This window comes from Paenibacillus sp. N22P23 (assembly GCF_059383735.1).
On record NZ_JBXENT010000004.1, the window covers coordinates 156,308 to 182,530 of the forward strand.

Annotated in this window: 23 protein-coding genes; 6 read left to right on the forward strand and 17 right to left on the reverse strand. The window is 49.8% G+C overall.

Annotated elements, in window-relative coordinates; all coding sequences use genetic code 11:
- Positions 1 to 280: 280 nt before the first annotated feature.
- The 11 genes from bglX to AC506A_RS18915 form a co-directional block, all read right to left on the reverse strand.
- Entirely contained in the window at positions 281 to 2,422 is a 2,142-nt protein-coding gene (gene bglX / locus AC506A_RS18865) for a beta-glucosidase BglX (RefSeq protein WP_495462556.1), read from the reverse strand.
- 16 nt (positions 2,423 to 2,438) lie between these two features.
- Positions 2,439 to 3,248, reverse strand: a complete 810-nt coding sequence (locus AC506A_RS18870; protein WP_495462557.1) for a sugar phosphate isomerase/epimerase family protein — start codon at positions 3,246 to 3,248, stop codon at positions 2,439 to 2,441.
- A gap of 2 nt (positions 3,249 to 3,250) precedes the next feature.
- Complete coding sequence (locus tag AC506A_RS18875; RefSeq protein ID WP_091213959.1) at positions 3,251 to 4,327, reverse strand: Gfo/Idh/MocA family protein; 1,077 nt, start codon at positions 4,325 to 4,327, stop codon at positions 3,251 to 3,253.
- 19 nt (positions 4,328 to 4,346) lie between these two features.
- Positions 4,347 to 5,180 (reverse strand): phytanoyl-CoA dioxygenase family protein, encoded by an 834-nt coding sequence (locus AC506A_RS18880; RefSeq protein ID WP_495462558.1) that lies wholly within the window; start codon positions 5,178 to 5,180, stop codon positions 4,347 to 4,349.
- An 833-nt stretch (positions 5,181 to 6,013) separates the two neighbouring features.
- Complete coding sequence (locus AC506A_RS18885) at positions 6,014 to 6,778, reverse strand: SDR family NAD(P)-dependent oxidoreductase (RefSeq protein WP_495462559.1); 765 nt, start codon at positions 6,776 to 6,778, stop codon at positions 6,014 to 6,016.
- Positions 6,775 to 7,065, reverse strand: a complete 291-nt coding sequence (locus tag AC506A_RS18890; RefSeq protein ID WP_494820461.1) for a hypothetical protein — start codon at positions 7,063 to 7,065, stop codon at positions 6,775 to 6,777. Before AC506A_RS18890 ends, AC506A_RS18885 begins: the two co-directional genes overlap by 4 nt.
- A gap of 154 nt (positions 7,066 to 7,219) precedes the next feature.
- Entirely contained in the window at positions 7,220 to 9,130 is a 1,911-nt protein-coding gene (locus tag AC506A_RS18895; RefSeq protein WP_495462560.1) for a DUF8034 domain-containing protein, read from the reverse strand.
- A 55-nt stretch (positions 9,131 to 9,185) separates the two neighbouring features.
- Positions 9,186 to 9,962 carry an SDR family NAD(P)-dependent oxidoreductase gene (locus AC506A_RS18900; protein WP_495462561.1) on the reverse strand — a complete coding sequence of 259 codons (777 nt, stop codon included), beginning with the start codon at positions 9,960 to 9,962 and terminating at the stop codon, positions 9,186 to 9,188.
- Between the two features lie 29 nt (positions 9,963 to 9,991).
- A complete protein-coding gene (locus tag AC506A_RS18905) occupies positions 9,992 to 10,705 on the reverse strand; it encodes a GntR family transcriptional regulator (protein ID WP_495462562.1) in 714 nt (237 codons plus the stop codon).
- Positions 10,706 to 10,969: 264 nt separating this feature from the next.
- The gene (locus tag AC506A_RS18910; RefSeq protein WP_495462563.1) at positions 10,970 to 12,010 is read right to left on the reverse strand and encodes a Gfo/Idh/MocA family protein; all 1,041 of its coding nucleotides are present in this window, start codon (positions 12,008 to 12,010) and stop codon (positions 10,970 to 10,972) included.
- A gap of 29 nt (positions 12,011 to 12,039) precedes the next feature.
- Positions 12,040 to 12,906 carry a phosphogluconate dehydrogenase C-terminal domain-containing protein gene (locus AC506A_RS18915; protein ID WP_495462564.1) on the reverse strand — a complete coding sequence of 289 codons (867 nt, stop codon included), beginning with the start codon at positions 12,904 to 12,906 and terminating at the stop codon, positions 12,040 to 12,042.
- 158 nt (positions 12,907 to 13,064) lie between these two features.
- On the opposite strand from AC506A_RS18915, the gene AC506A_RS18920 reads away from it, so the two are divergent.
- The 3 genes from AC506A_RS18920 (at position 13,065) to AC506A_RS18930 (ending at position 15,081) form a co-directional block, all read left to right on the forward strand.
- Positions 13,065 to 13,922: a sugar phosphate isomerase/epimerase family protein gene (locus AC506A_RS18920; RefSeq protein ID WP_495462565.1), complete on the forward strand. Its 858-nt coding sequence runs from the start codon at positions 13,065 to 13,067 to the stop codon at positions 13,920 to 13,922.
- Complete coding sequence (locus AC506A_RS18925; RefSeq protein WP_495462566.1) at positions 13,882 to 14,523, forward strand: GntR family transcriptional regulator; 642 nt, start codon at positions 13,882 to 13,884, stop codon at positions 14,521 to 14,523. The genes AC506A_RS18920 and AC506A_RS18925 overlap by 41 nt, the downstream gene beginning before the upstream one ends.
- Before the next feature lie 321 nt (positions 14,524 to 14,844).
- The gene (locus AC506A_RS18930; RefSeq protein ID WP_495462567.1) at positions 14,845 to 15,081 is read left to right on the forward strand and encodes a hypothetical protein; all 237 of its coding nucleotides are present in this window, start codon (positions 14,845 to 14,847) and stop codon (positions 15,079 to 15,081) included.
- Positions 15,082 to 15,101: 20 nt separating this feature from the next.
- On the opposite strand, the gene AC506A_RS18935 is transcribed toward AC506A_RS18930, so the two are convergent.
- The 3 genes from AC506A_RS18935 to AC506A_RS18945 form a co-directional block, all read right to left on the reverse strand.
- Complete coding sequence (locus tag AC506A_RS18935) at positions 15,102 to 16,088, reverse strand: zinc-dependent alcohol dehydrogenase (RefSeq protein ID WP_495462568.1); 987 nt, start codon at positions 16,086 to 16,088, stop codon at positions 15,102 to 15,104.
- On the reverse strand, positions 16,085 to 16,918 hold the full coding sequence (locus AC506A_RS18940) for a sugar phosphate isomerase/epimerase family protein (protein WP_495462569.1): 834 nt from the start codon (positions 16,916 to 16,918) through the stop codon (positions 16,085 to 16,087). Before AC506A_RS18940 ends, AC506A_RS18935 begins: the two co-directional genes overlap by 4 nt.
- 147 nt (positions 16,919 to 17,065) lie before the next feature.
- Positions 17,066 to 19,051: a beta-galactosidase trimerization domain-containing protein gene (locus AC506A_RS18945; protein ID WP_495462570.1), complete on the reverse strand. Its 1,986-nt coding sequence runs from the start codon at positions 19,049 to 19,051 to the stop codon at positions 17,066 to 17,068.
- Between the two features lie 124 nt (positions 19,052 to 19,175).
- Between AC506A_RS18945 and AC506A_RS18950 the strand changes: the two genes are divergently transcribed.
- From AC506A_RS18950 to AC506A_RS18960, 3 genes are all read left to right on the forward strand, one after another.
- A complete protein-coding gene (locus AC506A_RS18950) occupies positions 19,176 to 20,048 on the forward strand; it encodes a helix-turn-helix domain-containing protein (protein ID WP_495462571.1) in 873 nt (290 codons plus the stop codon).
- Positions 20,049 to 20,147: 99 nt separating this feature from the next.
- Positions 20,148 to 20,732 (forward strand): DUF1349 domain-containing protein, encoded by a 585-nt coding sequence (locus AC506A_RS18955; RefSeq protein WP_495462830.1) that lies wholly within the window; start codon positions 20,148 to 20,150, stop codon positions 20,730 to 20,732.
- 123 nt (positions 20,733 to 20,855) lie between these two features.
- Positions 20,856 to 21,983, forward strand: a complete 1,128-nt coding sequence (locus AC506A_RS18960) for a sensor histidine kinase (protein WP_495462572.1) — start codon at positions 20,856 to 20,858, stop codon at positions 21,981 to 21,983.
- On the opposite strand, the gene AC506A_RS18965 is transcribed toward AC506A_RS18960, so the two are convergent.
- The 3 genes from AC506A_RS18965 to AC506A_RS18975 all read right to left on the reverse strand — a co-directional run bounded on the left by AC506A_RS18965 (position 21,984) and on the right by AC506A_RS18975 (position 26,008).
- Positions 21,984 to 22,478, reverse strand: a complete 495-nt coding sequence (locus tag AC506A_RS18965; protein WP_495462573.1) for a 2-phosphoglycerate kinase — start codon at positions 22,476 to 22,478, stop codon at positions 21,984 to 21,986.
- A 441-nt stretch (positions 22,479 to 22,919) separates the two neighbouring features.
- Positions 22,920 to 23,471 carry a GNAT family N-acetyltransferase gene (locus AC506A_RS18970; RefSeq protein WP_495462574.1) on the reverse strand — a complete coding sequence of 184 codons (552 nt, stop codon included), beginning with the start codon at positions 23,469 to 23,471 and terminating at the stop codon, positions 22,920 to 22,922.
- Between the two features lie 131 nt (positions 23,472 to 23,602).
- Complete coding sequence (locus tag AC506A_RS18975; RefSeq protein WP_495462575.1) at positions 23,603 to 26,008, reverse strand: alpha-L-rhamnosidase-related protein; 2,406 nt, start codon at positions 26,006 to 26,008, stop codon at positions 23,603 to 23,605.
- Between the last annotated feature and the right edge of the window lie 215 nt (positions 26,009 to 26,223).

Genomic DNA, 26,223 nt, shown 5'->3' on the forward strand with positions numbered 1-26,223 from the left:
GCTTACATTACCGATCAGCGCTCAGATTCAGATTCACAATCGCAGAGGGATATTAAATTACAGAACTAGCCTTTTCTGTCATAGAAACGTTTCACAAACACATAATAGCATAAACTTTTGGAAGTGAAAAGGCTTTCAACTGATAAAATGGCTATTTTTTTTGTTAGAAATTTGTTAGAGGATGGGTCGGATTTCCAATTACATTCCTAACACTGTCGAAACGATTCGATTGAAAATGGAAAAACCCCCGAAATATCGGGGGTTTTTCCAAAATGATGATTTATATGACTTCGAACTGCCCTTCCAAGCCTTCAGCACTGCTTGGACCGATCCAGAGCTTGAACTTCCCTGGCTCAACTACAAATTGATGCTCATGATTAATAAATCCGAGTTCTTCCTGCGACAGTTGGAATGAAACCTTCGTGCTCTCGCCGGCTTTCAGCGTAATTCTGCGGAAGCCTTTGAGTTCCTTGACTGGTCTGGTGACGCTTGCTGCTTCATCGCAAATGTACAGCTGAACAATTTCGACACCATCGCGTGTTCCCGTATTGTGGACCTTGGCGGATACGTTCAGCGTTTGGCCAAGCGGGAGCTCGGCTTGCTCGATCTGCAGCTCCTCATAGCTGAAACTCGTATACGTCAGACCGTGTCCGAACGGATACAAAGGTGTAATTTCGGCGTCGACATAGCGTCTCATATGCGGTCTGCCTGTTTTCTTCGCATTGTAATAGATCGGCACTTGTCCCGCATGTCTTGGGAATGTCACAGGCAGCTTGCCGCTAGGGCTGGCAGCGCCAAACAGGATGTCAGCAATTGCCGGACCTGCTTGAACGCCAAGTTGCCACGCCTCAACGATAGCCGGAATATTCGCATCCGCCCACTCGAGCGTGAGCGGACGTCCATTTGCAAGCACAAGTACAACCGGAACGCCAGTCGCATGAATCGCTTCAAGCAGCTTCTGCTGGCTTGCCGGAATGTCGAGCGATACGCGGCTGTTGTTCTCGCCGCTCATATCCGCATTCTCCCCTAATACGAGAATGGCAACATCACTGCTCTTAGCAGCCGACACGGCTTCCTCAAGCTCTTCAGCCGTTCCGTCCAGCACACCTGAACCTCGTGCATACTCAACTTCGGTTTGATGCTGATGAGCAAGCGCCCGAATGCCCGCCAATACGGTAATGACATCTTCCGGTCTTCCTTGTCCACGCCAGCAGCCGAGCTGTGCCTCTCTATCCTCAGCAAACGGACCGATAACAGCCAATTTGCGATTGGACGACTTCAGAGGAAGAAGATCGTTCTCATTCTTAAGCAGCACGATCGACTGACGCGCCATTTCGCGCGCGGTTTCCACATGTGCGGTATGAAGCATAAAGGAGCTTGCCAATTTATTGTCCACATACGGATGGGTAAACAGGCCAAGCTGGTGCTTCACACGCAAAATACGACGAACCGCATCATCAATCTCGCTCTCGTTGACCTCGCCTCTCTCGATCAGCGCGGCCAGATGCTCATGATAAATTAGAGAATGCATGTCCATATGCATACCTGCTTTGATTGCAAGCAATCCTGCTTGCTCCCGGTTTGCGGCATAACCATGCTGAACGAGCTCATCTACAGATTCCCAGTCACTGACGACGAAACCCTTGAAGCCCCACTCATCTTGCAGCACATCCTTCAGCAGCCAGCGGTTGCCGGAAGCCGGAACACCGTTGATTTCATTAAACGCCGCCATAATCGTACCGGCGCCGGCATCAAGTGCCGCTTGAAACGGCGGGAAATACGTTTCGCGCATACGCGTCTCCGATACGTCGACCGTGTTATAGTCACGTCCGCCTTCAGCCAATCCATATGCAGCAAAATGCTTCGGACATGCCATTACATGCGGCCGATCCGTCCAATCATTGCGCTGAATCCCTCTGACGCGGGCTCCGGCAACGGAGGAAGCTAGGTATGTATCTTCCCCTGCACCTTCCGCGATTCTTCCCCATCTTGCGTCGCGGGCAATATCAACCATAGGCGCAAGAATCCAGTTGATGCCGTCAGATGAAGCTTCACGCGCAGCAATTGCCGCTGTTTCTTCGAGCAGTTCCGGATTCCAGCTGCACACCTCTGCAAGCGGAATTGGGAACGTCGATCGGTAGCCGTGGATCACGTCATCTGCAAACAGCAGCGGAATGCCAAGTCTGGACTCTTCAATCGCAATACGCTGCAGCTCGTTGACCGTATCCGCTCCTCGAACGCCAAGAATGGAGCCAACCATACCTTCTTCGATCAGCTCGCCATCAGACTCTTCGTCAAATGTACCCAGCTGTGTCAGTTGGCCGATTTTCTCCTGCAGCGTCATCTGAGCCAGCAGCGATTCGATCGCAGCTTCCTTCTCCGCGTCCAGCTGGAATGGAGTTTTCTTCACGTTGCTATCCATAGAGTAAGCCGCCTTTCTATTCGAGTTCTGCGATGCAAGACTTCATGTATGCAATGGAATTAACCGTCGCTTCAGCGAGGTTTCCTTTTGCATTTGTGCCTTCTTCATGCACTAACTCGAAAGTAAGCCAGCCATTATAACCGATATCGGATGCAGCTTGCAGTACTTGTTTCATATCGATATCGCCTACACGCAAATCTTCACTGTAGATGCGTCCGATTTGATTACGGAAGTGGAACGCATAGATACGGTCGGAATAAGTGCGAAGCAATTCCACAGGGTTCAAACCTGCAACATGTGCCCAGCCGGTATCAACGCAAAGGCCTACTTCTTTGCTTGCGTACTCGATAACGGCACGCAGATCGCCGTCTGCATTATGCTTATCCGAAGCATGATTGTGCAAGCTTACTTTAAGGCCAAGTCCGCTGATTGCAGCCGCAATGCGGGACAAATTGTCGCCGATCTGCTTAAATTCATCTTCCGTCTTCGCCTGCGGTGCATCCCAGCCGCCTTTCGGATCGGCATTAATAATCAGGTCCGTACCGCCTGCTTCTACTACACGCTTAGCAACAGGGATAACCGTTTCTTCGATGTTCAACGTTTCGAACGGCTCATGCAGCTGCAAACCAACGTAAGCACCGGAAATCGCTAAACCGAATTGTTTCGCCAGTGCTAACATCTCCGGAGTCGGATCCAGTTCAAGCGCATTCATGCCTGCTTCCGCACAGTTGCGGAAAATGTCTTCCATGGACGGATCTTTGCCATCCTTCCAATATTCGCTCTGGTATCCATAGAGCCCCGTGGAGAAGCCTTTATTCGTAATCATGCTTATTTCCTCCTCAGCACTACTGCTTGTTGACTTGCAGCAGCATCATAGATCGATTGTAAACATAAGAAATTGAAGACAGCCTGCTCGTTCACTACCGCAGGTGACTGCTGTCCTTTTACTTTCTGGTAGAAGAAGTGAATCGGGTGGTCCATATAACCGATCTGACCTTCGTACGGAATCGTATTTTCGTTAGTTATAACTTCACCATTCTTGTCCGATTTAACCAAAACTTGGTCGGTTTCGAAGTACGGCGACCATTTGACTGCGCCTTTCGTGCCTTCGATTTCAACCGTGTAATACGGTTCGCCATGTGTACAGGAAGCACGCTCATACTGTACCCAGACCGATTTTCCGCTGGCTTGCTGGAATTTCAGCATAGCACCGACATGTCCTTCGATGTCATACACAACATCCTTCGGATCGATGTCCGTTTCCGGCTTTGCTGTCCAAGCAGAAGCAACCTCAACGCTAACCGGCTGCAGCATATCATTGAGCAGCGTGAAATCATAGGGACCCCAGTCCATGACGATGCCGCCTGCAGCTTTCGATTTATCCAGGAACCAGCGGCTCTCTGGTTGATGTTCAATACCGGGACGACCGCGTTGACCGCGGAATACGAATGAAATTTTGTAGACATCGCCGAGCTCGCCCGAATTCAAGATTCGTTTCACTTCGTCAGTCTTCGGCACCTGCAAGAATCGAACACTGCAGCAGCCGAGCATGCGGTTATTCGCCTTAGCGATTTCAAGCAATGCTTCTGCTTCTTCGCGATTCATCACAAGCGGTTTCTCGCAGAGCGTGTGACGACCGGACTCCAGCGCCATACGTGACAATGGGAAATGCGTAAATGGAGGTGTGCCGACGATCACGATATCATCTTCTCGCGGCTCCTCGTTCAGCATTTCTTTCGCATCGGTAAACGTCGTCACTTGCGGGAAACGCTCAGCGAAGCTCGCAAGCGCCGCTGGGTTCGGATCAGCTACTTTAATCTCAATGACTTCTTCGCCTTCGATTTTGTAAATCGCTTCGGCGTGGGTCCGGTTAATGACACCGGCCCCAATTAAATAGAATCTCATGATCGAATAATTCCCCTTCCTATTCCCAAGGCATTGCTACTGGTTGACCAATGCGGAAGTTACGGTACACTTCTTTTTCTTTCGCCGTCATCGCATCGTAAGTCTCACGTGGAATTGGAGTGTGCGTGCTGGAATTGTACCAGTGACGGTTGAAGATCATAGCCAAGTTCGTACGACGATCGTCCGAACGGTTTGGCGTGCCGCGGTGCCACATACGGATATCGCGGATGACGATAGAGCCTGCAGGCATGAATACTTTCTCCGAAAGCATGCCTTCTGCTGCGCGAACGATGTGCAGGTTCGGGTTGATGCTGCCATCAAGCGTATCGTGGTTCGCATTATCGGGATTCAAGTGAGTACCGCCCGGCCAAATTTCAAGTGGACCATTCACTTCGTTTACATCAACAAGCGGGATGTTCACAACTAAGCTGAATGCCGGAAGCGGAACAGTCAGCTCTGGGAACAGCGGCATGATATCGCAGTGTACTGCTTGATAATCAGAGCCTGGCATAGGCGTATCGGACGCAAAATAGGAACAGTGGAAACCTCTGCCTAGAACCTTCTCGATAACGCTCATCACGATCGGGTGAGCAATAACTTCGCTGTCATTGAACGGCTCCATGAACGGCAGGAACATTTGCGCACGGTTCGTGCCTGTGTTGTAACCGCGTTTCTCGATAAACTCGTCGAAGATCGGGTCGAAAGAATCACGGATCGTTTTGATTTTCTCATCGCTGAGTACTTTCTCAAACAAAATATAGCCATTAACTTTCACTTGCTCAGCTGCTGTTTCCAGCGTTTCCGGACTAAGCTGCCCACTTGCCAATTCTTGCTCAGTTAATTTGATTCTCATATCAATCGTCTCCTTTAGGTGTGTTTATAAGATCAATGGCGGTTAGCCAACGATTCCAATCAGATAAATCGGGTACAAAAGTAAGAAACCATATCAACCATTTAATCCCTCGATTAGCATCGACATCGAGAAGAACAGATATGCGGCGCTCGCAGGGAAGAGTGCCTTGTTTCATGGAGCAGCAACAAATCGCATCGGGATTGCCGAAACTATGATATGCAGAATGGACTAGCCACAAGCGGACCTACCGTGATGTTGTCATCTCCCTATGAATAATATACATGTTTTTCTCGCTAAGTGAAACGTTTCGACAACCAGAAATTGAGACTGTCATAAATGACTTCAGTTAGCAGGTGTAAGGAAGTCGTTTAGAGCGGTGATTTTAAAGGCAATTTCACCATAGAGCGGCTATCAACTCTGAAAGCGTTATCTTACTTCACAAATCAGGATATTGGGAACTCATGAGATACAGCGAATAGAGAAGTCCACATTCCACACACTCAACATTCCACGTTCTGCCTTCAACTATGTTCCGAAATTCTAACGAATCTTACAGGCCTTATTCGGCCGAAAATCGAGGCTTGGAGATTCTAACGAATCATACCGGTCTTATTTGGGGTAAATCAGCTCCATTTCACCAAAAAAAACAAAATAGGGCTTCTACGATTCGTTAGAATTTTTTCGGAGCTATTTTTGCTCAAATAAGCCCTGTACGATTCGTTAGAAGTTATCCACCTAATCCGCCGGGCGGCCGGTAAACAACACAAAGACCATCCCCTGCTAGGGATGGTCTCCGTCTCAGTCACTATCGATGATGAGAATAAAAAGTTCCTTTAGATCGCAGGCATGACGTTTCCGCCGCAAACGGGAATATAAGCCCCGGTAATGAATCCTGCCAGATCGGAAGCCAGGTATGCGACCGTATTCGCAATATCCTGATCGGTTCCTCTGCGCTTCAACGCTACACTTTTCTCATAAGCTTCGTTGTGCTCCGTCCCGTTTGCACGATCGCGGTCCGAAATGGTCCACCCCGGCGCCACTTGGTTGACCGTAATCTGATCTTTGCCAATCTCCTTGGCCAATATCCGATAAACGCCGTCCATCCCCCGTTTGCCAGCCACATAGGCGGACTGGGTTTCGAAGTTTTGCATCGCGCATTCGGTGTTGATGCCAATGAAACGGCCGGCTTGTTTCTCAATCATGGCTGGGGCGAAAGCTTTTGCCAAATAGACGCTTTGCATCACACAGGAGTCAAACTGGCCGCGATAATCCTCGGGCGCCTGCTCTAGGATCGATGTCCATCCATACTGAATGACGGCGTTAGCGACCACGATATCAACATGGCCCAGCTCTGCATTCACTTTGTCTCGCATGGCAATAACAGAATCCAGATTCGTAATGTCAGCTTGTACAATGGCTGCACGTCTGCCTGTGGCGATAATCTCCTTCTGCAGCTCTAAGGCTTGTCCCTCATTACGGTTGTAATGAATCGCAACATCCGCTCCGCAAGCAGCGAGAGTTCGAACCATTACTCGGCCCAGCTCTCCCGTTGCTCCGGTGACAATTGCGGTGCGTCCGGTTAAATCGATTCCAATCATGATTGTGCCTCCTCTTCTTCCGGTAATGTAGCAGCTGCTGCATCAATTAGGCTGTCAAACAGATCATCATCCTGCTCGATTGCGGCTTCAACCGCATTGATTTGCTCTTCCGAGCCCGGCTCTTTTGCGAAGAGCAAGCTATAATCCCATGTCGTGCCACGCAGACTGTTCAGCTGAAGCGTGATTTCGTAGGGATGTTTATGGCCTTCAACCTCGAATTGCACGCTTCCTTTGTAGCCATTTTCTTTGTCATGTGTCATCGCTGCTTGAATAATCGTAATGTTCATCGTTCGTTAACCTCCAAAATGGTGGACATGCTTCCGCTGATATTCACCTGTTACGATGCCTGCCAGCGGAATGACTTGCCTAAATTATACCATGACCGATGCAAAATGCGTAAAAGCGGACAGCCTCGGCCGCCCGCTCGCATGATTTAATTGATCATTCGGTCCTTCCTGTAAGCAGCGACTCCCCTGATTGGGGGGACCAAGGACCGTCATATGTAGGCTCATTCACATAGCGAGCCATACAGAGTGAGAGACGGATTGATGCACCTGGAAGCAGCTCAATCTGCAGCCATTTGCTGTTGACCTGCACGGTTTGCTCTGCCTGATCATCAGTACCCAGCACCGTGGCAGAAATAATGTCATGCTCCCCGAATGTTCCGCCTTGAATGACTAATGTATGCGACTCGAACATGGACGTATTCACCACATGCAGCACTGCTGAGTCTTCACCCAGCTGTTCGACCAATGCTGCCGTATCTTGCGGAAGCCCCACTCGTTTGCGATCCCCATCGAAGTAGCGGAATCTGCCGTGCTGGAAACCGCCGTGTGAGATGTGCATCGGTGCACCAAGTGTCAGTTGCACAAGACTTTCCATATAAACCGGGCATAGTTCCTGCCAAATGTGGATACTGGAGAAGTCATCATCATTGTACGATGCCGACCACTGCGCCGGATCACCCATTGGGGAATCCATCCGATCCAGCTGCTTCATAATGAGCTTGAAATTCGCATCGAGTATACGATCCGGATAATCCGGCAGCTCACCATTCATGTAGCGGAACCAAGGCTCCGTATTGCTGATGAAATGTTTCGTGTCACGTCCTGTCAGCGCGTCCTTGCCGGAGACGTTCGGGATCACCACTTCATCCCAGTTGTAGCTCTTCGGAATGCGATTAATCCGCTCCAGATCCTCATCCGCCATCGAGACCGTCCATAGATAGATTGGATATCTAACGCTTGCTTCACGGAAATCAGTCCAGCCTGCATCAAAATGTTTGTAAGGTACGACTGTCCTGCCATCCTCCGCCTGCTTGCGAAGTGACCAGTTCAAATCGATCTGCCTGCGCGCAAGTCCAAGCTGCTCCATATCGCCCGTGAGCAGAACCGCGTTCATTGTCGCATTCGTGATCGGCTCAATAATCGTCATGTATCCATGCGGCCAGCGGTAGCCATAGTAGCCGCCCCACCATTTGCCGTCGTTATACTCCCCGATTTCATCATTCAAGCCTACGTTATCAGGGATCAATCCCCCGTTGCGTTCAGCCCGCTCACACCAAGCCGCCAAGTAGTCCAGTACCCATTGTTTATACTTGCCATCGGCTGTATGCATGAACGCGTTCGCGACAAGCCCGGTCGCATTTAAGTTCAGTGGCACATCGCCGCGGTTCATGCGCTCATTCATCATTGCGAGCAGATGACCATAGATCGTATCGTCACTCCACTTACACTTTCTCGATGCAAAATCCACACCCGGAATATCTTCATACGGCGCTAAATAGTTATCCAGAATGCCCCGATGCGTAGACCAATCCTCGGCGGACGCGATGAAACGCGGTCCTTTGCTGCCATTGAGCGGAGAACGAATAAGCTTCTTCTCCTTGTCGTAGTTCAGCGCTTCCGAATCATCGCCGGTATACATATTTGCGAATCGCGCAGCCCGCTGCCGGTCTTTCAAGAGCGCAGGTCCCGAGAGTCCGAGAAAATAAAAATAGAGATACCCTTCCCCGTGATGCATCCAATCATAATAAGCGTCAAATTCGCGATGAATCTGACCATATTCCGTCCACTGGAAGGTAATCCCTTCCCATATTCGGCGTGATGCCTCGTGCAGGAAATCGTCACCGCCCAGTGCGTGGAGCAGCGCCAAGTTCATGAAGCCTTCGTACGGATCGTCAGAGCCATCCATGCCCGGCCAATCATTTCGCCAAATAAGTGTGCCGTCAGGCCTAGTATATTTCTCGATGAAGCGTTTCGCAGATTCGTTCAGGAGGTCAAATAATTGCCGTTGTTTCACAGCCCAACTAGGTGCGGTGCTGCGACTTGCTGCCTTAATACTTGTTTGCACTTGAAACACATCCTTCTTATGGATTTATGTGATTCATTCCAGAGCAGTGATTCGTTCAATCCTTGGTGTTCCCAAGTGTAAACCCGCCCTCAATCGGGAGGATCGCTCCGTTCACCCAAGAAGACTCCTGGCTGACGAGAAACGCGACAGCGCTTGCAATTTGCTCCGGCTTACCTACACGGGGATCGTCATAACTTCGCTCAGCCGCTTGCTTCGCTGCTGCAGGATCGCCGAGTTTCTGCTGCAGCCACTGCTCTAAGAGCGGTGTTGCGACCCCCGCCGGAAGTAAGGCATTAAACCTTACCCCTTCCTTGCGCAGTTCAAAGGCAAGTCCGCGTGTCATATGGTTCAAAGCGGCCTTCATCGTGTCATAGACGAGATTGTCATGCGCATTGATTTGTCCGTTGATCGAGCTTACGTTGACGACAGCCCCTTGCTTCTCGCGCAAATAAGGCAGTGCCTCCTGAATCAGAAAGAAACCTGCCTTCACATTGACTGCAAACAGTCGATCCCAGTCTTGATGGGTCACTTCAGCCAGCGGCTTGCTGCAGACCAGAGCTGCATTATTAACGACGATATCCAGCCTTCCCCATTGTGCAATCGCTGCCTGCACCAGCTTGCCCGGCACCGAAGGATCACTGAGATCTGCTTGCACGAACAATGCTTCCCCGCCGCTTCGGATAATCTCTGAGACGACCTTCGATCCTCGTTCTTGATCTCTACCTGTAACCAATACTTTGGCGCCAAGCTCAGCTAGCTTATATGCCGTTGCTTCGCCGATTCCGCTAGTAGAGCCTGTAATAATAGCTGTCTGGTTATGTAAGTTCATCATAGCTAATCTTCACCCTGCTCCTTCTGTTGCTAGATTTCCCCGCCACTGCGAATGATGACATTCAAAATATTTTGCCTGGAGTACGCCAGATGCTTCGTGACAGCCTCCTTCGCCGCTTGAAAGTCTCGTGCCCGAAGCGATTCGTAGATTTCCAGATGCTGGCGAAAAGCAAGCATCATCATCTCATCCGTCACATGCGGCTCGCCAAGATTCAAGTAACGATAGTGCATCAGCGATTTGTAAATCTCTACATTTTTACGATTGCCGCTCATCCGGACAAGCTCCAAATGAAACATCAGGTCAAAGTTGGATTGCAATTCTTTGTTGATGCCTTGTCCCTCTGAAAAGGATGCAGCAGCATGATCAACTAGCGCATCTAACGCATCGAATTTGGAGGCAAACAGTTCCTCATCCATGACGCTAAGCTGTTCAATGGTCCACAAATCGATCATGAGTCGACTGTTCATGATGTCATTGACGTGATCCTCCAGTACGGGATTAACGAAAGTGCCTACCTTGGATATGGTGCGGACAAGCCCCTCCATCTCAAGCCGGTTCAATGCATCGCGAATGGGAGTACGGCTGACACCGAGCTGTTTGGCCAGCTCCGGAATGAGCAGCTTCTCGTTCGCGCCGAAATGCCGGGCTAGTATTCGCTCCTTAAGCACTTGATAGGTTTGATCCCAAATATTACTGACATCCAGTTTAGCTAACGGCTGGGGTGGAAGATGACTCGAGGACACTCTACTAACCTCCTGAATTCTATATGTGTTCAATCATGTTGTATGTTGTATACAACATTATAGTAAAGAAGCTGGATAATTCCGTCAATCCTTTTCTTCGCGAGCAATATTCTATAAGTCGAGAAAAACCCGGGAAGCAGCACGCTGCCTCTCCGGGCTCTCTCGATTTATATGACCGTAAAATTTGCGTACTATCATCGCTCTATCATTTCCCCGGAAATATTCGACTATTTCTTCCGTTGCAAGATGTCGAATTAACTATGTCTAAATGAATGATATCGTCCTATGCTCTGCTGCACTCTCATAGACAGAGAAGGCCAAACGAAGCGTGATCAAGTTATCCTCGCCGCTTGTTTGGAACGGTTCGCCGCTTGATAAGCATGCGATAAAATGCGACTGCAGCCGGAAGTGGCTCTCTTCATGATCAAGGGTTGTCTCCGCTTTCACGACTTGCTCCGATGCTCCGTCCTTCGAGACAATGGTGATTTTGCCGTCCGTGTACATTTTCAAACTTCCCTCGCTGCCATCAATGACAAACTGCTCCAAGTGGACAGCTCTAACTTGCTCGCCAAGTGGACGGTCCAGCTTCTGCCTAGTCGCCCAGCTCATATCCATAAACCCGAAGAACCCGTCATGTCCAAGCATGACTATGCCGCTGTCTTCACCAATAATATGGTCGCTGACGCGCGTCAGCTCTGCCGTTAAACGCTGCGGTGTTCCGAAGAGAAAACGCCACGTATCAAACCAATGTACACCCATCTCATAGAAAAGCAGCTTGGGCATCGTGCGGAAAAACGGCTGCGGCAGCTCCGCTTCGGGTTCCATCCGTGGGGTGTAGTAATCCGTATGGATGTATCTTGCAACATGCAGCTTACCTAATGCACCGCTGTCGATGACTTCTTTAATGGTTTGGAACGGCTCAAGCCACCGCCAATTCTCCGTAACCATGAGCCGCACGTTGTTTCGTGCCGCGAGCGCGACCATTTCCTCAGCTTCTTCTAATGTTGGCGCAAACGGCTTCTGGCACATGATATGCTTGCCCGCCTGCGCAGCCTTCCGTACGAATTCCACATGTGTTTCTGCACCTGTAACGATATCTATAATGTCTAAATCAGCGTTAGCCAGCATATCGTCGATATGGCTATACAATTGATCTGAAGAAATGTTGTATTTTGCAGCGGCTTTCGTTAACTTCTCTTGTGAGCGGTTGCAAAGCGCTGTAATTTGAACACCCGGAATTCGGCTCCACGCCTGCAGGTGCTTATCCGACCAGAAGCCGGTGCCGATTAACCCAACCTTCCACATGGGGCTATCTCCCTCTCTGTCTCGATGATTTATTTCAGAGCCGGCTTCTCATCCAGATGCAGCATGAGGCGCAGCACTTCATCTAATGATTCCTTCGTAAACACTTGCTTCCAGTCCGGTTTGAAAATCTTATCGTAGCCGTAATTAATCGCAATCTTAGCCGCATCGGAGAACGGATTCACATTATTGAACGCAATGGCCAGCGGAATTTGGATATGTCCAAGCATAAACGATCTGGCGGCTGCTTCCGGCACGCCCATGCGAATGACTTCATCCATCGCTTCTTTCATAATACAAGCTGCCGCTGCCGCTACCACTTCTGCTGCCGCAGGCTCGAGCAGTGCCATATGCTCGACTGTGATCCGGTGGCATTGTGTGACAGGCGCAAACATAAGAATGCAAATCTGCTCCGCGATATCGAACTTCTCTTCGCTGCCTTGTTGAAGCGCAATTACAATATCCTGCTTCGCCGCAATGCCGCCGAACATGTCTTGGCGTGCTTCCGGTGAATCCTGCTCTTCGAACAATGCAGGGTGACATGGATGCGTAACAACAAACGTACAATCATCGCGCAATGCGACTTGCCTTGCATAGGCTGCAGCAGGATCGAGCAAAATGACAGTCGCACCGGACTTCAACTGCGATACGATCTTCTCGCTAAGCGGTCCAATTACCGCATCGGGAACAGCTAGGATGATGAAGTCAGCTACAGCAAGCGCTTCGTCATTAGGTGTTATGGACAATCCTCGCTCAGCGATGCGGGCAATGCCATTCTCAGCTTGCTCACATAGAAGGAGACGGTAATCCGTTTTCTTCAAGTTATCCGTTATCCGGCAGCCCATTTTGCCACCGGCACCAAGCACGGCAATCGTAATTTCATTGGGTTGGTTGCTCATCCATCCTGCTCCTTATAAATAGAATAAGTATTATTGAAACTAGCATAACTGATCGACATAAGACATTCAATACAAAATGTATACAATACATATATATTTATTGCCGTCCTTGAAAATACCTGTTATTCTAAGTTCACAAATGCTAGGGAGGAATCTGTGTGAGACTTGGACTTAGCTCTTTCACTTTCACTTGGTCGATCGGCATTCCCGGCTATGAGCGGCCGGTTGAACCGCTCACGCACGAAGGACTTGTTAAACTTACACGAAGCTGCGGACTCGATCTCGTACAAATCGCGGACAATCTGCCGCTCCATCCGCTTTCGTCAGATGAACTCTTAAAGTTGAAGCAAACCGCTGACGAGCAGAACGTCTCGATTGAGGTCGGCACACGGGGAACGGAACCCGCACTACTGCTGACTTATCTAGCCATTGCTCGGACGCTTCAATCCCCTATTATTCGAACGATTATTACAACTCCTGACCTTGCTGCCGCAGAACAACAGCTGCGAGAGGTGCTCCCCGCCTTCGAGGAAGAAAACATTACGCTTGCCATTGAAAATCATGGCTTGCATACGACGCAGCAACTGGTACAATTATTTGAGAGCTTAAACCATCCACTCGTAGGCTGCTGCCTGGATACGGTTAATTCTTTTGGCGCGCTTGAAAGTCCGGACGTCGTCATTAAAAGGTTGATTCCCTATCTGGTAAACCTGCATATTAAAGATTTTGATATTAAACGGGTTGACCACCAGCTCGGCTTTACGATCCTCGGCGCACCTGCCGGAGCAGGCCGGCTCGATTATGAGCTTCTGCGAGCATCGATTCGGGAGTATGACAAAACATCCGTCACCGCTATCCTCGAATTATGGACACCTTTCACGGAGTCTGTGGAGCAGACGGCTGCACTCGAACGAAGCTGGATGGAGCAATCGATCGCGTACTTGAAATCCATTCATTTTATAGAAGAAAAGGAAAATGGCTATGGCAACCGTAACGTTGAAAGAGAAAGCGTATGAGCAGCTGCGAGCTTATATATTAGAAGGCAGCATTAACTCCAATGACCAACTGACGGAGAAATATTTGGTGGAGCTGCTCCAAATGAGCCGCACGCCGATCCGATCCGCTCTTGAGAAGCTGGCTGCAGAGGGGCTGCTTAACATTGCGCCTAATAAAGGGCTCAGCCTACCCGAATTGTCGCTGCAGCGTGTCGGGGATTTCTTCGATTTCCGCATCGCACTAGAAGGGCATATCGTGCAAAAGCTTGCGAATCGCAAGCTTCCGCAGGATGAGATTGCATGGTTTCGTGCCAATTTGCTGATTCAGGAGCAGACAGCCGCGCAGCATGACTACCTGGCATTCACGCATGCGGACTCCGAATTCCATCGCCGCCTTGCCCTCGTCTACGACAATACCGAGATGGTGCAGATGATGAATAATTTGCAGGATCGGCTGTTTCAGATGGCACTTAAAGTGCTTCGCAAGGACATAAACCGAATCGGGATGTCCTACCGGGATCACCTGGAAATCTTCGAGCTTATTCTCGAAGGCAATGCGGAAGAAGCAAGTCGGCGGATGGTCGAGCATCTGGCATATGGGGCTCGGATATTGGTTTTGTAATAAATGACTGGATTTAGGATACAGAGTTGCTGAGGGGCTGTTCCTGTCATCTTTTCGATGATGGGAGCAGCCTTTTCTATTGTTAATGTTCAATTAGAGGTATTAGGTACCGCATATATTGGCTAGCGGAAATTCCGGGAATTGAGAGAATGCAGCTCACCCTACCGAAGCTTAGACAACCAAAGGCAGGGCTAAACGTCTACTTCATTGACGTTTAGCCTGCTTTATTTATGTTGCTTACTACGGACACGCGCCAATACGGGCAGGCTATCCGGTTCATATCATAGACCAGCAGGTTTGTCAGGAGGAGGTATCGCGGCCATGTTCTGCTGGATCGGCAAAGTAATCATCGTGAAGAACAATGGTACCGTCCTGTTCGGCGATGCCAATATTTTACCGGAGTTCGGTGAGAATCCAGAGTCCGAGCAGGAAGTGGATGAAGAACTGGACGGAGAAGATGTCGTCGTCGATGAAGAGGTTACTGCGAATCGGCGGAAGTCGAAGAAAGGCAAGAAAGCCCCTTCTGCTGTTGGCAAGAAAAAGACCAAGAAACGCTGATGGATGGTCAGCGAAGTGATTTAAACAAGTGACCAATCAAACACAAGGCCAAGCGATTGGTTCTGCTGCTCGGCTAATTCTTCATACACGGCAGCCGCTTCTCTCGGCGAAACGACTTCGTACAAGCCCTCCACTTTCACTTTCCCAACTGCAAGCCAATGCAGCGCCCCTTCTAGATTAGCGAAAATCGCGGGCTCAACCGCGCTGCCGGCATGCAGCGGAATATCCCACTCCCACCCGCTGCGCAGTACAACATAGTTATGGAAAACCAGATGCAGCAGCTCATGTGCGTATGCTTCGGTCTGCCGTCTCCATGGCACGCCTACCATGACGACCTCGCCATTCTTGCCAACCATACGACAGCCGTCAAGCACGGCCTGCTCATGTCCCGAGCATTCCACTACAAGCGCGAACTTCCCATTAAGGGCACGATCATCCACCGGTGGCAGACTCGATATATCGGCTCCGCGGGCTACCCCAGCAGCAGCTTCACGTTTCCACGAAACCGGATCGTAAGCCGTAACTTTATAACCACAAGCTGCGAATAACTGCGCCGCCATATTACCGACCAGACCCAGCCCGCTTACCATCACCTGCTGCGGCGGTCTTGCCTTCGTCGTCGAAAGCGTCGACATGCTGACATTCATCATTCTCGCGAAGACAGCCGCTTCCGGAGACAAGCCCTCCGGAAGCAGCAGAGCATCCTTCTCACCAACTCGCTGCACGGATCGATGCGGTCCCATGCAGAATGCCAAATCACCGGGCTTGAAGGATTGTACTTCACTACCAATCTCTTGCACCCGAAACACCGCGGCATAGCCAGGAATGCTCGTAAAATCAGCTCGCCCCAGATACAAGGCGAGCTCGGTTCCCGTACTAATTAACGTGAACAAGGTTTCACCGATAATCTCGTTCTCCTGCAGCAACTCTGCTCCACGATCCATAGATTGAAGCTCAATCTGGCGGACGCCTGTTAGGACAAGCCCAATATCCTGCCTAGTGGTCATTTCCATTTCACCCCAATCGAATCTGCTGTTGCTCGAATATAGTCGGCAGCCAATAGGTATTCGGCATCACTGTCCAGATGCTCCAGCATGAGCGGCACATCACGGTCAAGTTTCACTAATTGGCGGAGATATTGGACATAATCCAGCTTCCCTAACCCTGGGCGCGTTTCATCCAAATGAACCATCATCGAAGAGCCGAGCACAATATCCTTGGCATGGCAGCTTCGAATATAGGGGCCGAGCTTGGTGAAACATTCTTCGATTAAAGCCCCATTCCGATAAAACAGCTGCGGGCTCGTTATGATGTTTACCGGATCCAAATGAACGGCAAACGCCGTCCGATCAATGGCCTTAATGAGCTGCAAATAGCTGTCGACCGTATCGGGATACATCCATGGCATCATTTCCAGCGTATAATACGTACGCTCCGGCTGAACATGATCAATTATTCCGCGAACGGTTTCGACAATCAACTCGAAGGTCTCCTCTGTCAAATTCGCCGGATCATGTCCGTCCCACTGCTCGCCTAACGAACCGGCGATATTGACGCAGCAGCGTGCCCCTGCCAGCTCCGCCGTCTCCAGCTTCTTCTTGCAGTAGCGGATCGCCTGCTCCCGCACCTCCGGATCCTGACTTAACGGGTTGCTCCACGCCCCCGCTTCCGCAATGACAATGTTTGCCGCTGCCGCTGCGCGAACGTACTCCTCGATTTGTGCCGAATCATCCACATCAGGAAAATAAGCAGCCGTATAACCACGCGCTACATGTGCAGCAATCCAGCGCTCCGGATCAAGCGTTTCCCTTGCCAGAATTGGACCTCCGAGTCTCATGGGGATCATTCCTCTCTGTCCTATTTTTCCTAACAACTGTATTCCTTGACCGCTGCCCGAAATCCTTCCATCTCGACTGCCACTAATAACAAAAACAGCAGAAACGGTCCATCATAACCCGCCCCTGCTGTATTAGCAACCGTCCTTCTACTTCGCGATATCAATAACAACCATCTGATGGCATTCCAGTCGATCCACGGTAAATGTCAGCTTCCCTTCGAGCTGAACGAACGGGAGCGCCGTTTGTTGTGGAGCCAAGTATACATTCTTGACCTCTTCCTGCAATTGCAAGGAAACCTTTGTATCGAACACAGGTAAAATATCTTCAATAATCTCAATCCCGTTGCCGCGTTTGACCGGTGTAGCATACAGCAGATGGTTGATGTATCGCCCTTCCGAAAGCTGCTGCTGCAGAGTCACAATTCCTTGTGCGGGCAAAGAAGTTTCGATCGTTTTCCGATCGCCAAGCAATCTATTCAGGGCATAAAGCACCGTTTCCCTAAGGATCAAACTGCCTTTCGTCCCGTAATCCTCGAACACATTCCAGGCGATATAGATGCCGTTCGGTCCTTCCACCATGCCAGGCCCACCGTCGCTCCGCGAGCTTGGCGTATGCTGATGAGAGCAGAACGTGAACACATCTCGGTTGAAATAGGGATCTTCCCGCCGCCCAAGTGCCACACCGCCTCCACCTTCAAGCGCAATACGTTGGCCTTTACCATAAAAAATAAATGCAGCTTTTCCGAGTCCGTTCACCTCAAAATCCGGCCGGAAATAATCCGGTTGAAACTCGTTCTCGCCTATCCACTGCACACCGAAATCTAGGCCAAATCCGCTCCCATCGTCCTTCAAACCCGATCGCCCTGTAGCCAGAACCTTACCGCCGTTAGCCAGATACAACGTAAGACTGGCGGCTAACTTACGGCCCAGCAGTACTTCGTCAGGCAAAATAATGACTTTATATCGGGAGAAGTCCGCATCCATATCGATAACATCAAACAAAATACCCCCTTCTAGCAGCATCCTCACAGCACCGGCATCGGAGTGTCCTGTGAAATCCACTTGCCCCGACGTCTTGTGAACGCCGACGGCCTCAAGAGAAAGCAGCGCAACATCGGCCACATTTAACGTATCCGTACACCATGCTTCCTTCTGCTCTACTTCGCGGTATGCGTGACCAATCAGCTCATAGGTGGCTTCATCCATAACGCCGTCCGGGTGAAGTTGATCACCGATGGAGCAGCGGGCACCATTCGCAAGGCTAAGCGCGGTCTCATAACGCAGCGCGTTAGGATGCTTATAACCGCCGAATTCTCCCCATGACGTGTGGAATTTGCCGGTCATACCCAGATAAGGCATGCCAAGCGTCTGTGAATAGCGCGCAGACAACGGGAAGTGGTCATATCCCCAGCCGCCTGTCGGCAGCGATTCCAGTTCCAGATGGGTATTCATCTGTGCCAAGTCCCGCCGACCACGGCGAATATGGCCGCCATTTTGGAAGATCGGCATCCCCGGCTTTAAGCCATGGATCAGCTCCTTTACCGCTCTTCCGTAATGAGCATAAGTGCGCTCGCCAAGTGCCAGCACATCTTCGGCATTGCGCGGGTCTTTGCCCTCGCGGCGCAGATCGGCCACGCAATATTGGCAGTAGCATTGACGAACGCCAACGATATCGAGGAAGATGCCGTCTGCATCGTAATTGCGGACAACCTCATCGATCTGCTTCAGCAGCATCTCCAGATAAGGCGTGTTCATGCAGAACTCATGGTAGCCGGGCTGCATGAAGTTCTTCACCCAGCTCGTTCTCTCTTCCTGATCTCGGAACAGCCATTCCGGGTGACGTCTGGCCAGCTTCTCATCCAGCCCTGCGGAAATATAGACAGGCGTCTTGACGCCGATTTCATGTGCAGCTTCAATCATCGCGCCGAGCAAATCAAACGCCAAACCGGGATGGCGCTCATTGGCTTCGGTAGGGTGGTAGGCCCAGCCGTGATGGCATTTAGAGAATACCGTAATGGAATCGACATGACCTTTGCGGAGCATCCCTTGGAACTGCTCCTTCGAAAACTGGCTGCCAATGCCCGGAATTGCCTCTGAGGTATGAAAATCAAGATGAACCTGTCTGAACCGCATGCGCTTCGCCCCTATCCTCGTAGTCAATCTTTCTTCACTATTACATAGTCGTTGCACAGGAGGATAGAGATGGAATAGACTTGTTATAGCACAAAATCGACCTTATAGGAGAGATCCCTCTAAGATGGAATGTTTGCAGCTACCCATACCGCCGCTTCCTCAATTCGTAACCATCGGCCATTCCATTTGGCGACCGGGAAACCAACATTTTGAACGCAATTTTCCGATGTATGACATGCTGCTTGTGATTAAAGGCTTTCTCTATATGACTGAGGATGAGCGTCCTTATACGATTGGCGCAGGTGATCTCCTGCTTCTGGAGCCCGGCCGCACGCATGTCGGGCATCGACCATGTGAAGAAGATACCGAGATTTATTGGATTCATTTCTACCATCCGCTTCCTGCTACCTCGTTGACCAGCCAACAAATCTCTTGGTCTTCCATTCTTGAACCGGGAACAGATGCCGATTTCCTCCCGCGCAGACAATCATTATTTCTGCCGAAATGGGCGAATATCGACCCTAGACCGCTGCTGCCCATGCTGCGCGAGATGATGGCGATCCAGCACAAACTGAATTTCGAAAATGCAACGCGACTGCATGGGCTGCTTGTCCGATTGCTGGAGCAGCTGCAGCAGTTAACGATAGAATCGACGAAGCCGTCGCGTTCCCTTACACTGAGCCGTCAACTGGAAGATTTCCTGACCAGCTTCATTAAGGAATCGTTTCAATCCGCTTTGCTGGAAGAACAATTTCATTTTAACGCTGAATATCTCTCTCGCTGCTTGAAGAAACACACCGGCAAAACACCTGTCCAATACATTCGTTACTTGAAGATCGAAGAAGCTAAGCGACTTCTCGCTGCAAGCGAGCTGCCTGTTCCCGTCATAGCCGAAGCCATCGGCATCGAAGACTATAACTATTTCATCCGCATGTTTAGAGAGACGACCGGCCAAACGCCGGGGGACTACCGCAAATCACGTCAAGGGCTGAGCTAATGGAATGAATAGGACGTAGAAGGCTTGCAATGAAGGACATTTCATGCGAGGAGAGAATGTACTTAAGAGTTACTTACTTTTCCGATGAGAAGAGGGATGATGGTGGAAGTTAATTTATTGCTTAATGAAGTACCGGAACGCGCTTTGCAGTGGATGAATGAACCGAGTCGTTCGGAGCGCACCGAGACCGGCGAACTCCTAATCGAGGCCCCGGCGAATGCTGACTTCTATCAAGACCCAGCTGGCAAACACATCATTAGTTCCGCACCATTCCTCCATCTGCCGATTAGCGGTTCTTTCGTGCTTACAACCCGATTGAGCGCCGTCATGACACACAAATATGATTCGGGCTGTCTCATGCTGATGGTGGACGACCGAAACTGGGCAAAGCTATGCTTTGAATACAACGGCGAATATCCCACCATCGTGTCTGTTGTCACCAAAGACGGCAGCTCAGACGACTGCAATTCCGAGCGGGTTGATATGGAGAAGCCGTATTTGCGCCTCACACGTGACGGCAACTGCGTCTCCTTCCACTATTCGGCTGACGGGGAGCAATGGCGCTTAATCCGGTATTTTGGCATGAACCTACCCGCGACCTGCCTCGCAGGTGTCGTTGCACAATCGCCGCAAGGGTCAGGCTGCCTGGTACAGATTGATGAGCTGGTGCTGAAGGAGCAATAATCTACTAACCAGACGCTATGTACTGGAAATTATATCTTGTTGAAGAATATCTTGTATTCGTGCTTAAATAGATTAGACTTAGTCACCCTCAAGCATTTCCAAACTGAATAATGGAGCCGATACATGAGCGAAATTAAACGTTTTTTTGAAACCCATTCGAACATGATCGTCGACAGTTGGATTGAACGATTAACTGCAGCCTATCCCGGTCAATATGACCTGACTCAGCTCCGCATACAAGGCACGCTTTATCTGGCTCTTATTTCGGATTTTCATATTCCGATCGAGCAGCATCCGGTTTATGTGAATTACAAGGATTGGGTTGAGTTATTATTTCGGCGAAAAGTCCCGATTGCCCATATTAACCAGAGTACTTTATTTTTACGGGAAGCCTTCCTCGAAGCCTTCAATCATTCGGATATCGATCGTAATGAATTCGTATCGATCATTACCACGATCTTTTCAAGAATTGATACCTTCCAATCTGTTCTCTCCACCTACTTCTGGGAGAATGCATTTGGAAAAATCGAGCAGCAGGACAAAATGATCGAGGACATGCATACGGATAAGCTTAATCTCATTGGTAAGATGGCCTCCAGCATGGCACACGAGATTCGAAATCCGCTAACATCCATTAAAGGCTTCTTCGTATTAATTCGCAAATCTCTTGACCCTGGCTCACTTACCAGCATTGAGAAGTATTTGAATATTATCGACCATGAGTTTCGAAATATTGAAATGCAAATAACCGGCTTCCTCAGCTTCTCTAGAAAACCGATTGCGGAAGAGAACCGCATCCTTACTTCACTTGGCGAGCTCGTCGATCAAACGCTGATCCTCGTCAATCCTTTGCTGCTCAACGAAAACATCGAGCTCATTCTAAACACGCAGCAGCAACTGCAAGTAGAGATTCAGAAGATTGCGATCGTTCAAGTGTTCTCCAATCTGCTTAATAATGCCATTGACGCGCTTCGCGAAACAAATGGTGATCCACGTAGAATTACGATACATACCTTTGTCGACGGCTCTCACGTCTACGTCAGAATAAGCAACACCGGGCCCGAAATTCCGTCCGAGATTCAGGCCTCCTTGTTCGATCCTTTCGTCACGGGCAAATCCGACGGCACCGGCCTTGGACTTGCGATTTGCAAGCAAATCGTGGAACGAAACGACGGCTCGATTACGTTTGATACAAATAGCAGAGAAACGACGTTTACACTGCGATTTCCGGCTCCTCAAGAGAATGGATAATTACAGGGAAGCTCTGTCCGATTCGTTTTTCGGCGGTATGACTTCCCTTTTCTTTTTTTGAACATCGATATATTCGTATACCTGCATGATCTCTTCTTCATAGCAGCGATCGATTTCAAAGTAATTGGCACCGTTCTCTACACATTTTCTTCTAAACGCTTCCTGTTCGCGTATATAATCAGCCATTGTACGCTCTTCCGGACCTCCTCGGTCTTCGATCGCATTTCGATGCTTTACAATACCCGATAGGAAGTTCTCTTCTATATATCGCTCCGTAAAACCTAGGAATACGGAAATGATCTTGTCCATATATTCGGGTTCAAAGTCTCTACTATGTTGAGGCATAATATAGCAGCCTTCAATAATGAGATGCTGATTATTCTCGATATTCGTCATTATAATTCCTTTAACAATCGGCCATAACATCTCCGCAATATGCTCGTTGCTGTCTAGCGGCGTAAACCCACAATCAGATGTGCCTCGATATAATCCCATTTTGAGATGGTCGATCTCGAACCCCCTTCCTCATTGGGTTAATACAATATAGCCCAACCATCCAATTACCATATAATTAGGGCAATTCCACACGAATGCCATCATACGTCTGCCTTTATCGATAAACATGGCCGACACGATATAGAAGAGCGGGAATACAAGACCCCAAAGCCGAAACATAGGAGAAGCAGCAAGATACAAGGACATCGGAATAATCAAACCAGCGGCAATATAAAGAAAGCGATAATTTCTGAATAACAGCCCTACAAGCGAACTTACAATAGATGTAATCATGAATGGCCAAAAGAAAACCGTAATCGTGAGCACCCCCTTGAAAAATCAGACTCTAAAAGTATATCAATAAATGGAAAAATAGGAAAATAAAAAAACCAATCAGATCAAGAGTTTGATCTAACTGGCTGTGCACTTGAATGTTTCACATCATGCCTCGCTTGTGTTCCATTCCGATTTCAACAGACCATACACAAGATGATCATGATAGTGACCCTTATTATATTCGGCCGATCGAATGATCCCTTCCTGCTTAAATCCAAGCCGCTGAGGAATGGCTTTACTCCTCGCATTATCCACTCTTACTCGAACCTCAATACGGTTTAATTCCAATTCCTGGAATACATACTTGATAATCGTCTTACAAGCTTCCGTCATGAATCCATTCCCTTGATGCTCTGCACATAACCAATAGCCGATTGACGTCTTCCGATTCTTCCAGTTAATATCATGGACACTAATATTTCCAATATATCGGTCTTGGTAGAAGATCCCGCATGAGACTCCGTTGTTTCCGGCGAATCTCTTCAATTCATATTCAATATATAGCTTCACTTCATCCACGCTTGATGTCGTTAGCGCCCACGGCAGAAATTCCCCTAAATGTGCTCTGTTCTTCTGGATCTCAGTAAACATCTCATCCGCATACTGCGTCTGCAAAATCTTCAATTTCAAGTCCGCGTTTATCTGGTAATTAAACAACGATGCACGCTCCTTCGAAATCAACTAAACCCTCTCTCTAAGCTCCATTTGAACTATGCTTCATCGTTTCGTCCCCTTCAAACAGAGGGATCGCAATGTCCATCGCGAACACTGCGATCCTTCGAAGCCTTCTAGCTGCCCGCAATAACACTTCCTGCGTATTGGCACTCGACAACCAGGTCCCTGGCTTCGGTGACTGAGCGCTTCTCGCCACTTGGCAGAGTGATCGTGACCGGAATGCCGGCTGGCCCGTTCACATGAATGGTGAACCGGCTGCCTTCCTGCCGCCAGGAAACTTCAACGAGGCCATGAGGCGTCGATGCGCTTCCCTTCGCCCAGCTAAGCGGCCCAACGACCGGAGAAATCCCGATTTCGGCAAATCCGGGAACGAGCGGCTTGATGCCGAGTATTTCGGCAGGAAATTCATAGAGCGGCAGGGCACCCCAAGCATGGCAATCACTGCGTTCCGAAACAGGATCCTCGACCCAAGCGGTCAGATGCAGATCCACTTGTCTGCGCCATGTATCCCATAGCTTAAAGGTTTGCTCATACATACCCATAAGCGCTAACGTACGGAACAGATAATACGACATGGCCGTCGAGATTTGCGCCAGGTCAGCTCCTTCGAGCATACGTTTCGTCAGCGCCTTCGCCTCATCTCCTTGCACAGTTCCTGTGAGGACTGCCCACATCTGGGCATGCTGGCTGTAAGCCTCCACCGCAGGTCCGTCGCGGAATAGCTGCCGCGACTCCGACCAGCAGTGACCGCGAACAGCATCACGCACGGATTCCGCCCGCTCGCGATACTCCGCGCCGACGTCTCTTCGGCCTGTCCATTCGTTCAGCTCAGCCGCTTTCACGAGCGCATCGGCATACATGAGATTGTAGACGGTGAGCGGTCCGCGGCGTGCTGCATGCGGCGCACCTGCATTATCCTTCCACGCCATCGTCCAATCGACGAATGACCAATACCCCTCCGGAATCTGCCCGACAAGTCCGTTCTCATCTCGGCGATTCTCGAACCAGCCTAGCACCGCATCCATTGTCGGACGATACGACTTAACAAGTGCAGCATCGCCATAATGGCTGTAATGATCGTATACCATCATGAGCCAAAACAAGGCAAAGCCCGGTATAACCTGTCTGTCGACGGACGGATAACGACTCTGCAGCATGCCGCTTGGCAGCAAAGAGCTGTGGAAATCGCGAATCGTCTTCCGACCGAGACGGTCATCTCCACTTACGGAGTATGTAAATATGGCTTGAAGACGGCTGTCCAATTCATACTGCATCTGCTCATAGAAAGGCGTATCTTCATACGTTTCATGCATGCACCCGCGAAGTGTATTTAAGCTGATTTCCCATAATGGTGCGAATGTAGGATCGGAACCATCAAACGCCGCCAATTCCTGCAGCGGATAGCCGCTCTGGCGATAGTCGATACCAGCCAGTACGACGGGTTCGTCCGCAGCTTGAAGCGTCAACCGAATAAATCGAAACCCTCTGCGGTGGATCGGCTCGTACACCTCACTTACAGCCGTACCTTGATCGCCGGCACCTGCAAGTGAATAGGAGTCCTCAAAGCCGAGCAGCGACTTCCCTTCTTTATCGTCACGAATTCCTTTATTGCGGGTACCGCCTTCACCGGGCGGATGCTCATAAGATTCGGCATAAAGTACGGCAGCTTGCGCTCCTTTGCCTCCATAGAACTGAATGCGCGGGTATCCGCTTGTCATCCGCGAAGTATCCAGCTCTACAATCAGCTTCTCGCCGGGAGCCAGCGAAGTGCCAACCAACTGCTCCGGTGAATCGCCTTCGTTCCACGTTCGTACTCCACATTGTCCCTGCATAATCCGAGTAAAGGGACGAATGGTCTCTTGCATGAATGGAATCGACCGCTCGGTTAACTGCCACCGGCTCAGCTGCCCATACATCGAGTCCATAACCTGGCTGACGACCACTGCATTCGACCAGTTTCGGTCATCGTAATCGAGATTCGTGAAACCAATCGGCAGTTCGCTTCCTTTTACGATTTCCCCGCCGCCAATGAATAACGTGAACCACTCTCGCTCGAATGTGAAAGCACCGGCATCAAGCCGCAGTGTCCGCCACCGTGCATCTGTGCTCAGATCTTCAATCGTGCTGCCCGCTCCATTTACCAATTGGCCATCCAGCAGGAAAGCTCCCATATCTGATCGCCAAACAGAAGCAGGTCCGGTTCGCCCCGTATAGTAAATCACTTGAGCCGCCCATACATTCTCCCCGTCACGGAGCTTGTCCGTCACATCGATCACTTCATAGTAATGCGTGTTCATGTCCCCTTTAAGCGGACCGCTTACGAGCGATTCTCCATTCAGCCACAGCCGATAACGGCTGTCTGCGGATACGCGTACAGTCAAGCGAGCGTTCGTCTTATCGGCAACATGAAAGCTGCGGCGAAAATAAACAATTTCCGGTTCTCTATCACCTGCCGCCTGCGCGAGGCCGGTCCGATTCGGCCAAATCCATTTTGCCTGCCAATTGAGGTTTTCTTCCATTCCCGGTTTCCAACTCCTTCTAATAGCTGGTATGAAGCCATTCTTCCAAGTGAGTTGCCATCAAGCTGTCATCTTCCATTATAAAGAAATTCAGAGCTTTCATCAGCAACAATCTCTCTACGCCGCATTCGCGAATAATTTATCCATTAAAGCTAATAAATGGATAGATAGTTGTGACTCCAGTACCTATTCTTCCTGTTTTAAACATTCACACA

Coding starts and splice junctions, on each gene's coding strand:
- bglX (WP_495462556.1), bottom strand. CDS start 2,422: ATGGATAGCAACGTGAAGAAAACTCCATTCCAGCTGGACGCGGAGAAG.
- AC506A_RS18870 (WP_495462557.1), bottom strand. CDS start 3,248: ATGATTACGAATAAAGGCTTCTCCACGGGGCTCTATGGATACCAGAGC.
- AC506A_RS18875 (WP_091213959.1), bottom strand. CDS start 4,327: ATGAGATTCTATTTAATTGGGGCCGGTGTCATTAACCGGACCCACGCC.
- AC506A_RS18880 (WP_495462558.1), bottom strand. CDS start 5,180: ATGAGAATCAAATTAACTGAGCAAGAATTGGCAAGTGGGCAGCTTAGT.
- AC506A_RS18885 (WP_495462559.1), bottom strand. CDS start 6,778: ATGATTGGAATCGATTTAACCGGACGCACCGCAATTGTCACCGGAGCA.
- AC506A_RS18890 (WP_494820461.1), bottom strand. CDS start 7,065: ATGAACATTACGATTATTCAAGCAGCGATGACACATGACAAAGAAAAT.
- AC506A_RS18900 (WP_495462561.1), bottom strand. CDS start 9,962: ATGATGAACTTACATAACCAGACAGCTATTATTACAGGCTCTACTAGC.
- AC506A_RS18910 (WP_495462563.1), bottom strand. CDS start 12,010: ATGTGGAAGGTTGGGTTAATCGGCACCGGCTTCTGGTCGGATAAGCAC.
- AC506A_RS18915 (WP_495462564.1), bottom strand. CDS start 12,906: ATGAGCAACCAACCCAATGAAATTACGATTGCCGTGCTTGGTGCCGGT.
- AC506A_RS18925 (WP_495462566.1), top strand. CDS start 13,882: ATGGCTATGGCAACCGTAACGTTGAAAGAGAAAGCGTATGAGCAGCTG.
- AC506A_RS18930 (WP_495462567.1), top strand. CDS start 14,845: ATGTTCTGCTGGATCGGCAAAGTAATCATCGTGAAGAACAATGGTACC.
- AC506A_RS18935 (WP_495462568.1), bottom strand. CDS start 16,088: ATGACCACTAGGCAGGATATTGGGCTTGTCCTAACAGGCGTCCGCCAG.
- AC506A_RS18940 (WP_495462569.1), bottom strand. CDS start 16,918: ATGAGACTCGGAGGTCCAATTCTGGCAAGGGAAACGCTTGATCCGGAG.
- AC506A_RS18945 (WP_495462570.1), bottom strand. CDS start 19,051: ATGCGGTTCAGACAGGTTCATCTTGATTTTCATACCTCAGAGGCAATT.
- AC506A_RS18950 (WP_495462571.1), top strand. CDS start 19,176: ATGGAATGTTTGCAGCTACCCATACCGCCGCTTCCTCAATTCGTAACC.
- AC506A_RS18955 (WP_495462830.1), top strand. CDS start 20,148: ATGGTGGAAGTTAATTTATTGCTTAATGAAGTACCGGAACGCGCTTTG.
- AC506A_RS18960 (WP_495462572.1), top strand. CDS start 20,856: ATGAGCGAAATTAAACGTTTTTTTGAAACCCATTCGAACATGATCGTC.
- AC506A_RS18965 (WP_495462573.1), bottom strand. CDS start 22,478: ATGGGATTATATCGAGGCACATCTGATTGTGGGTTTACGCCGCTAGAC.
- AC506A_RS18975 (WP_495462575.1), bottom strand. CDS start 26,008: ATGGAAGAAAACCTCAATTGGCAGGCAAAATGGATTTGGCCGAATCGG.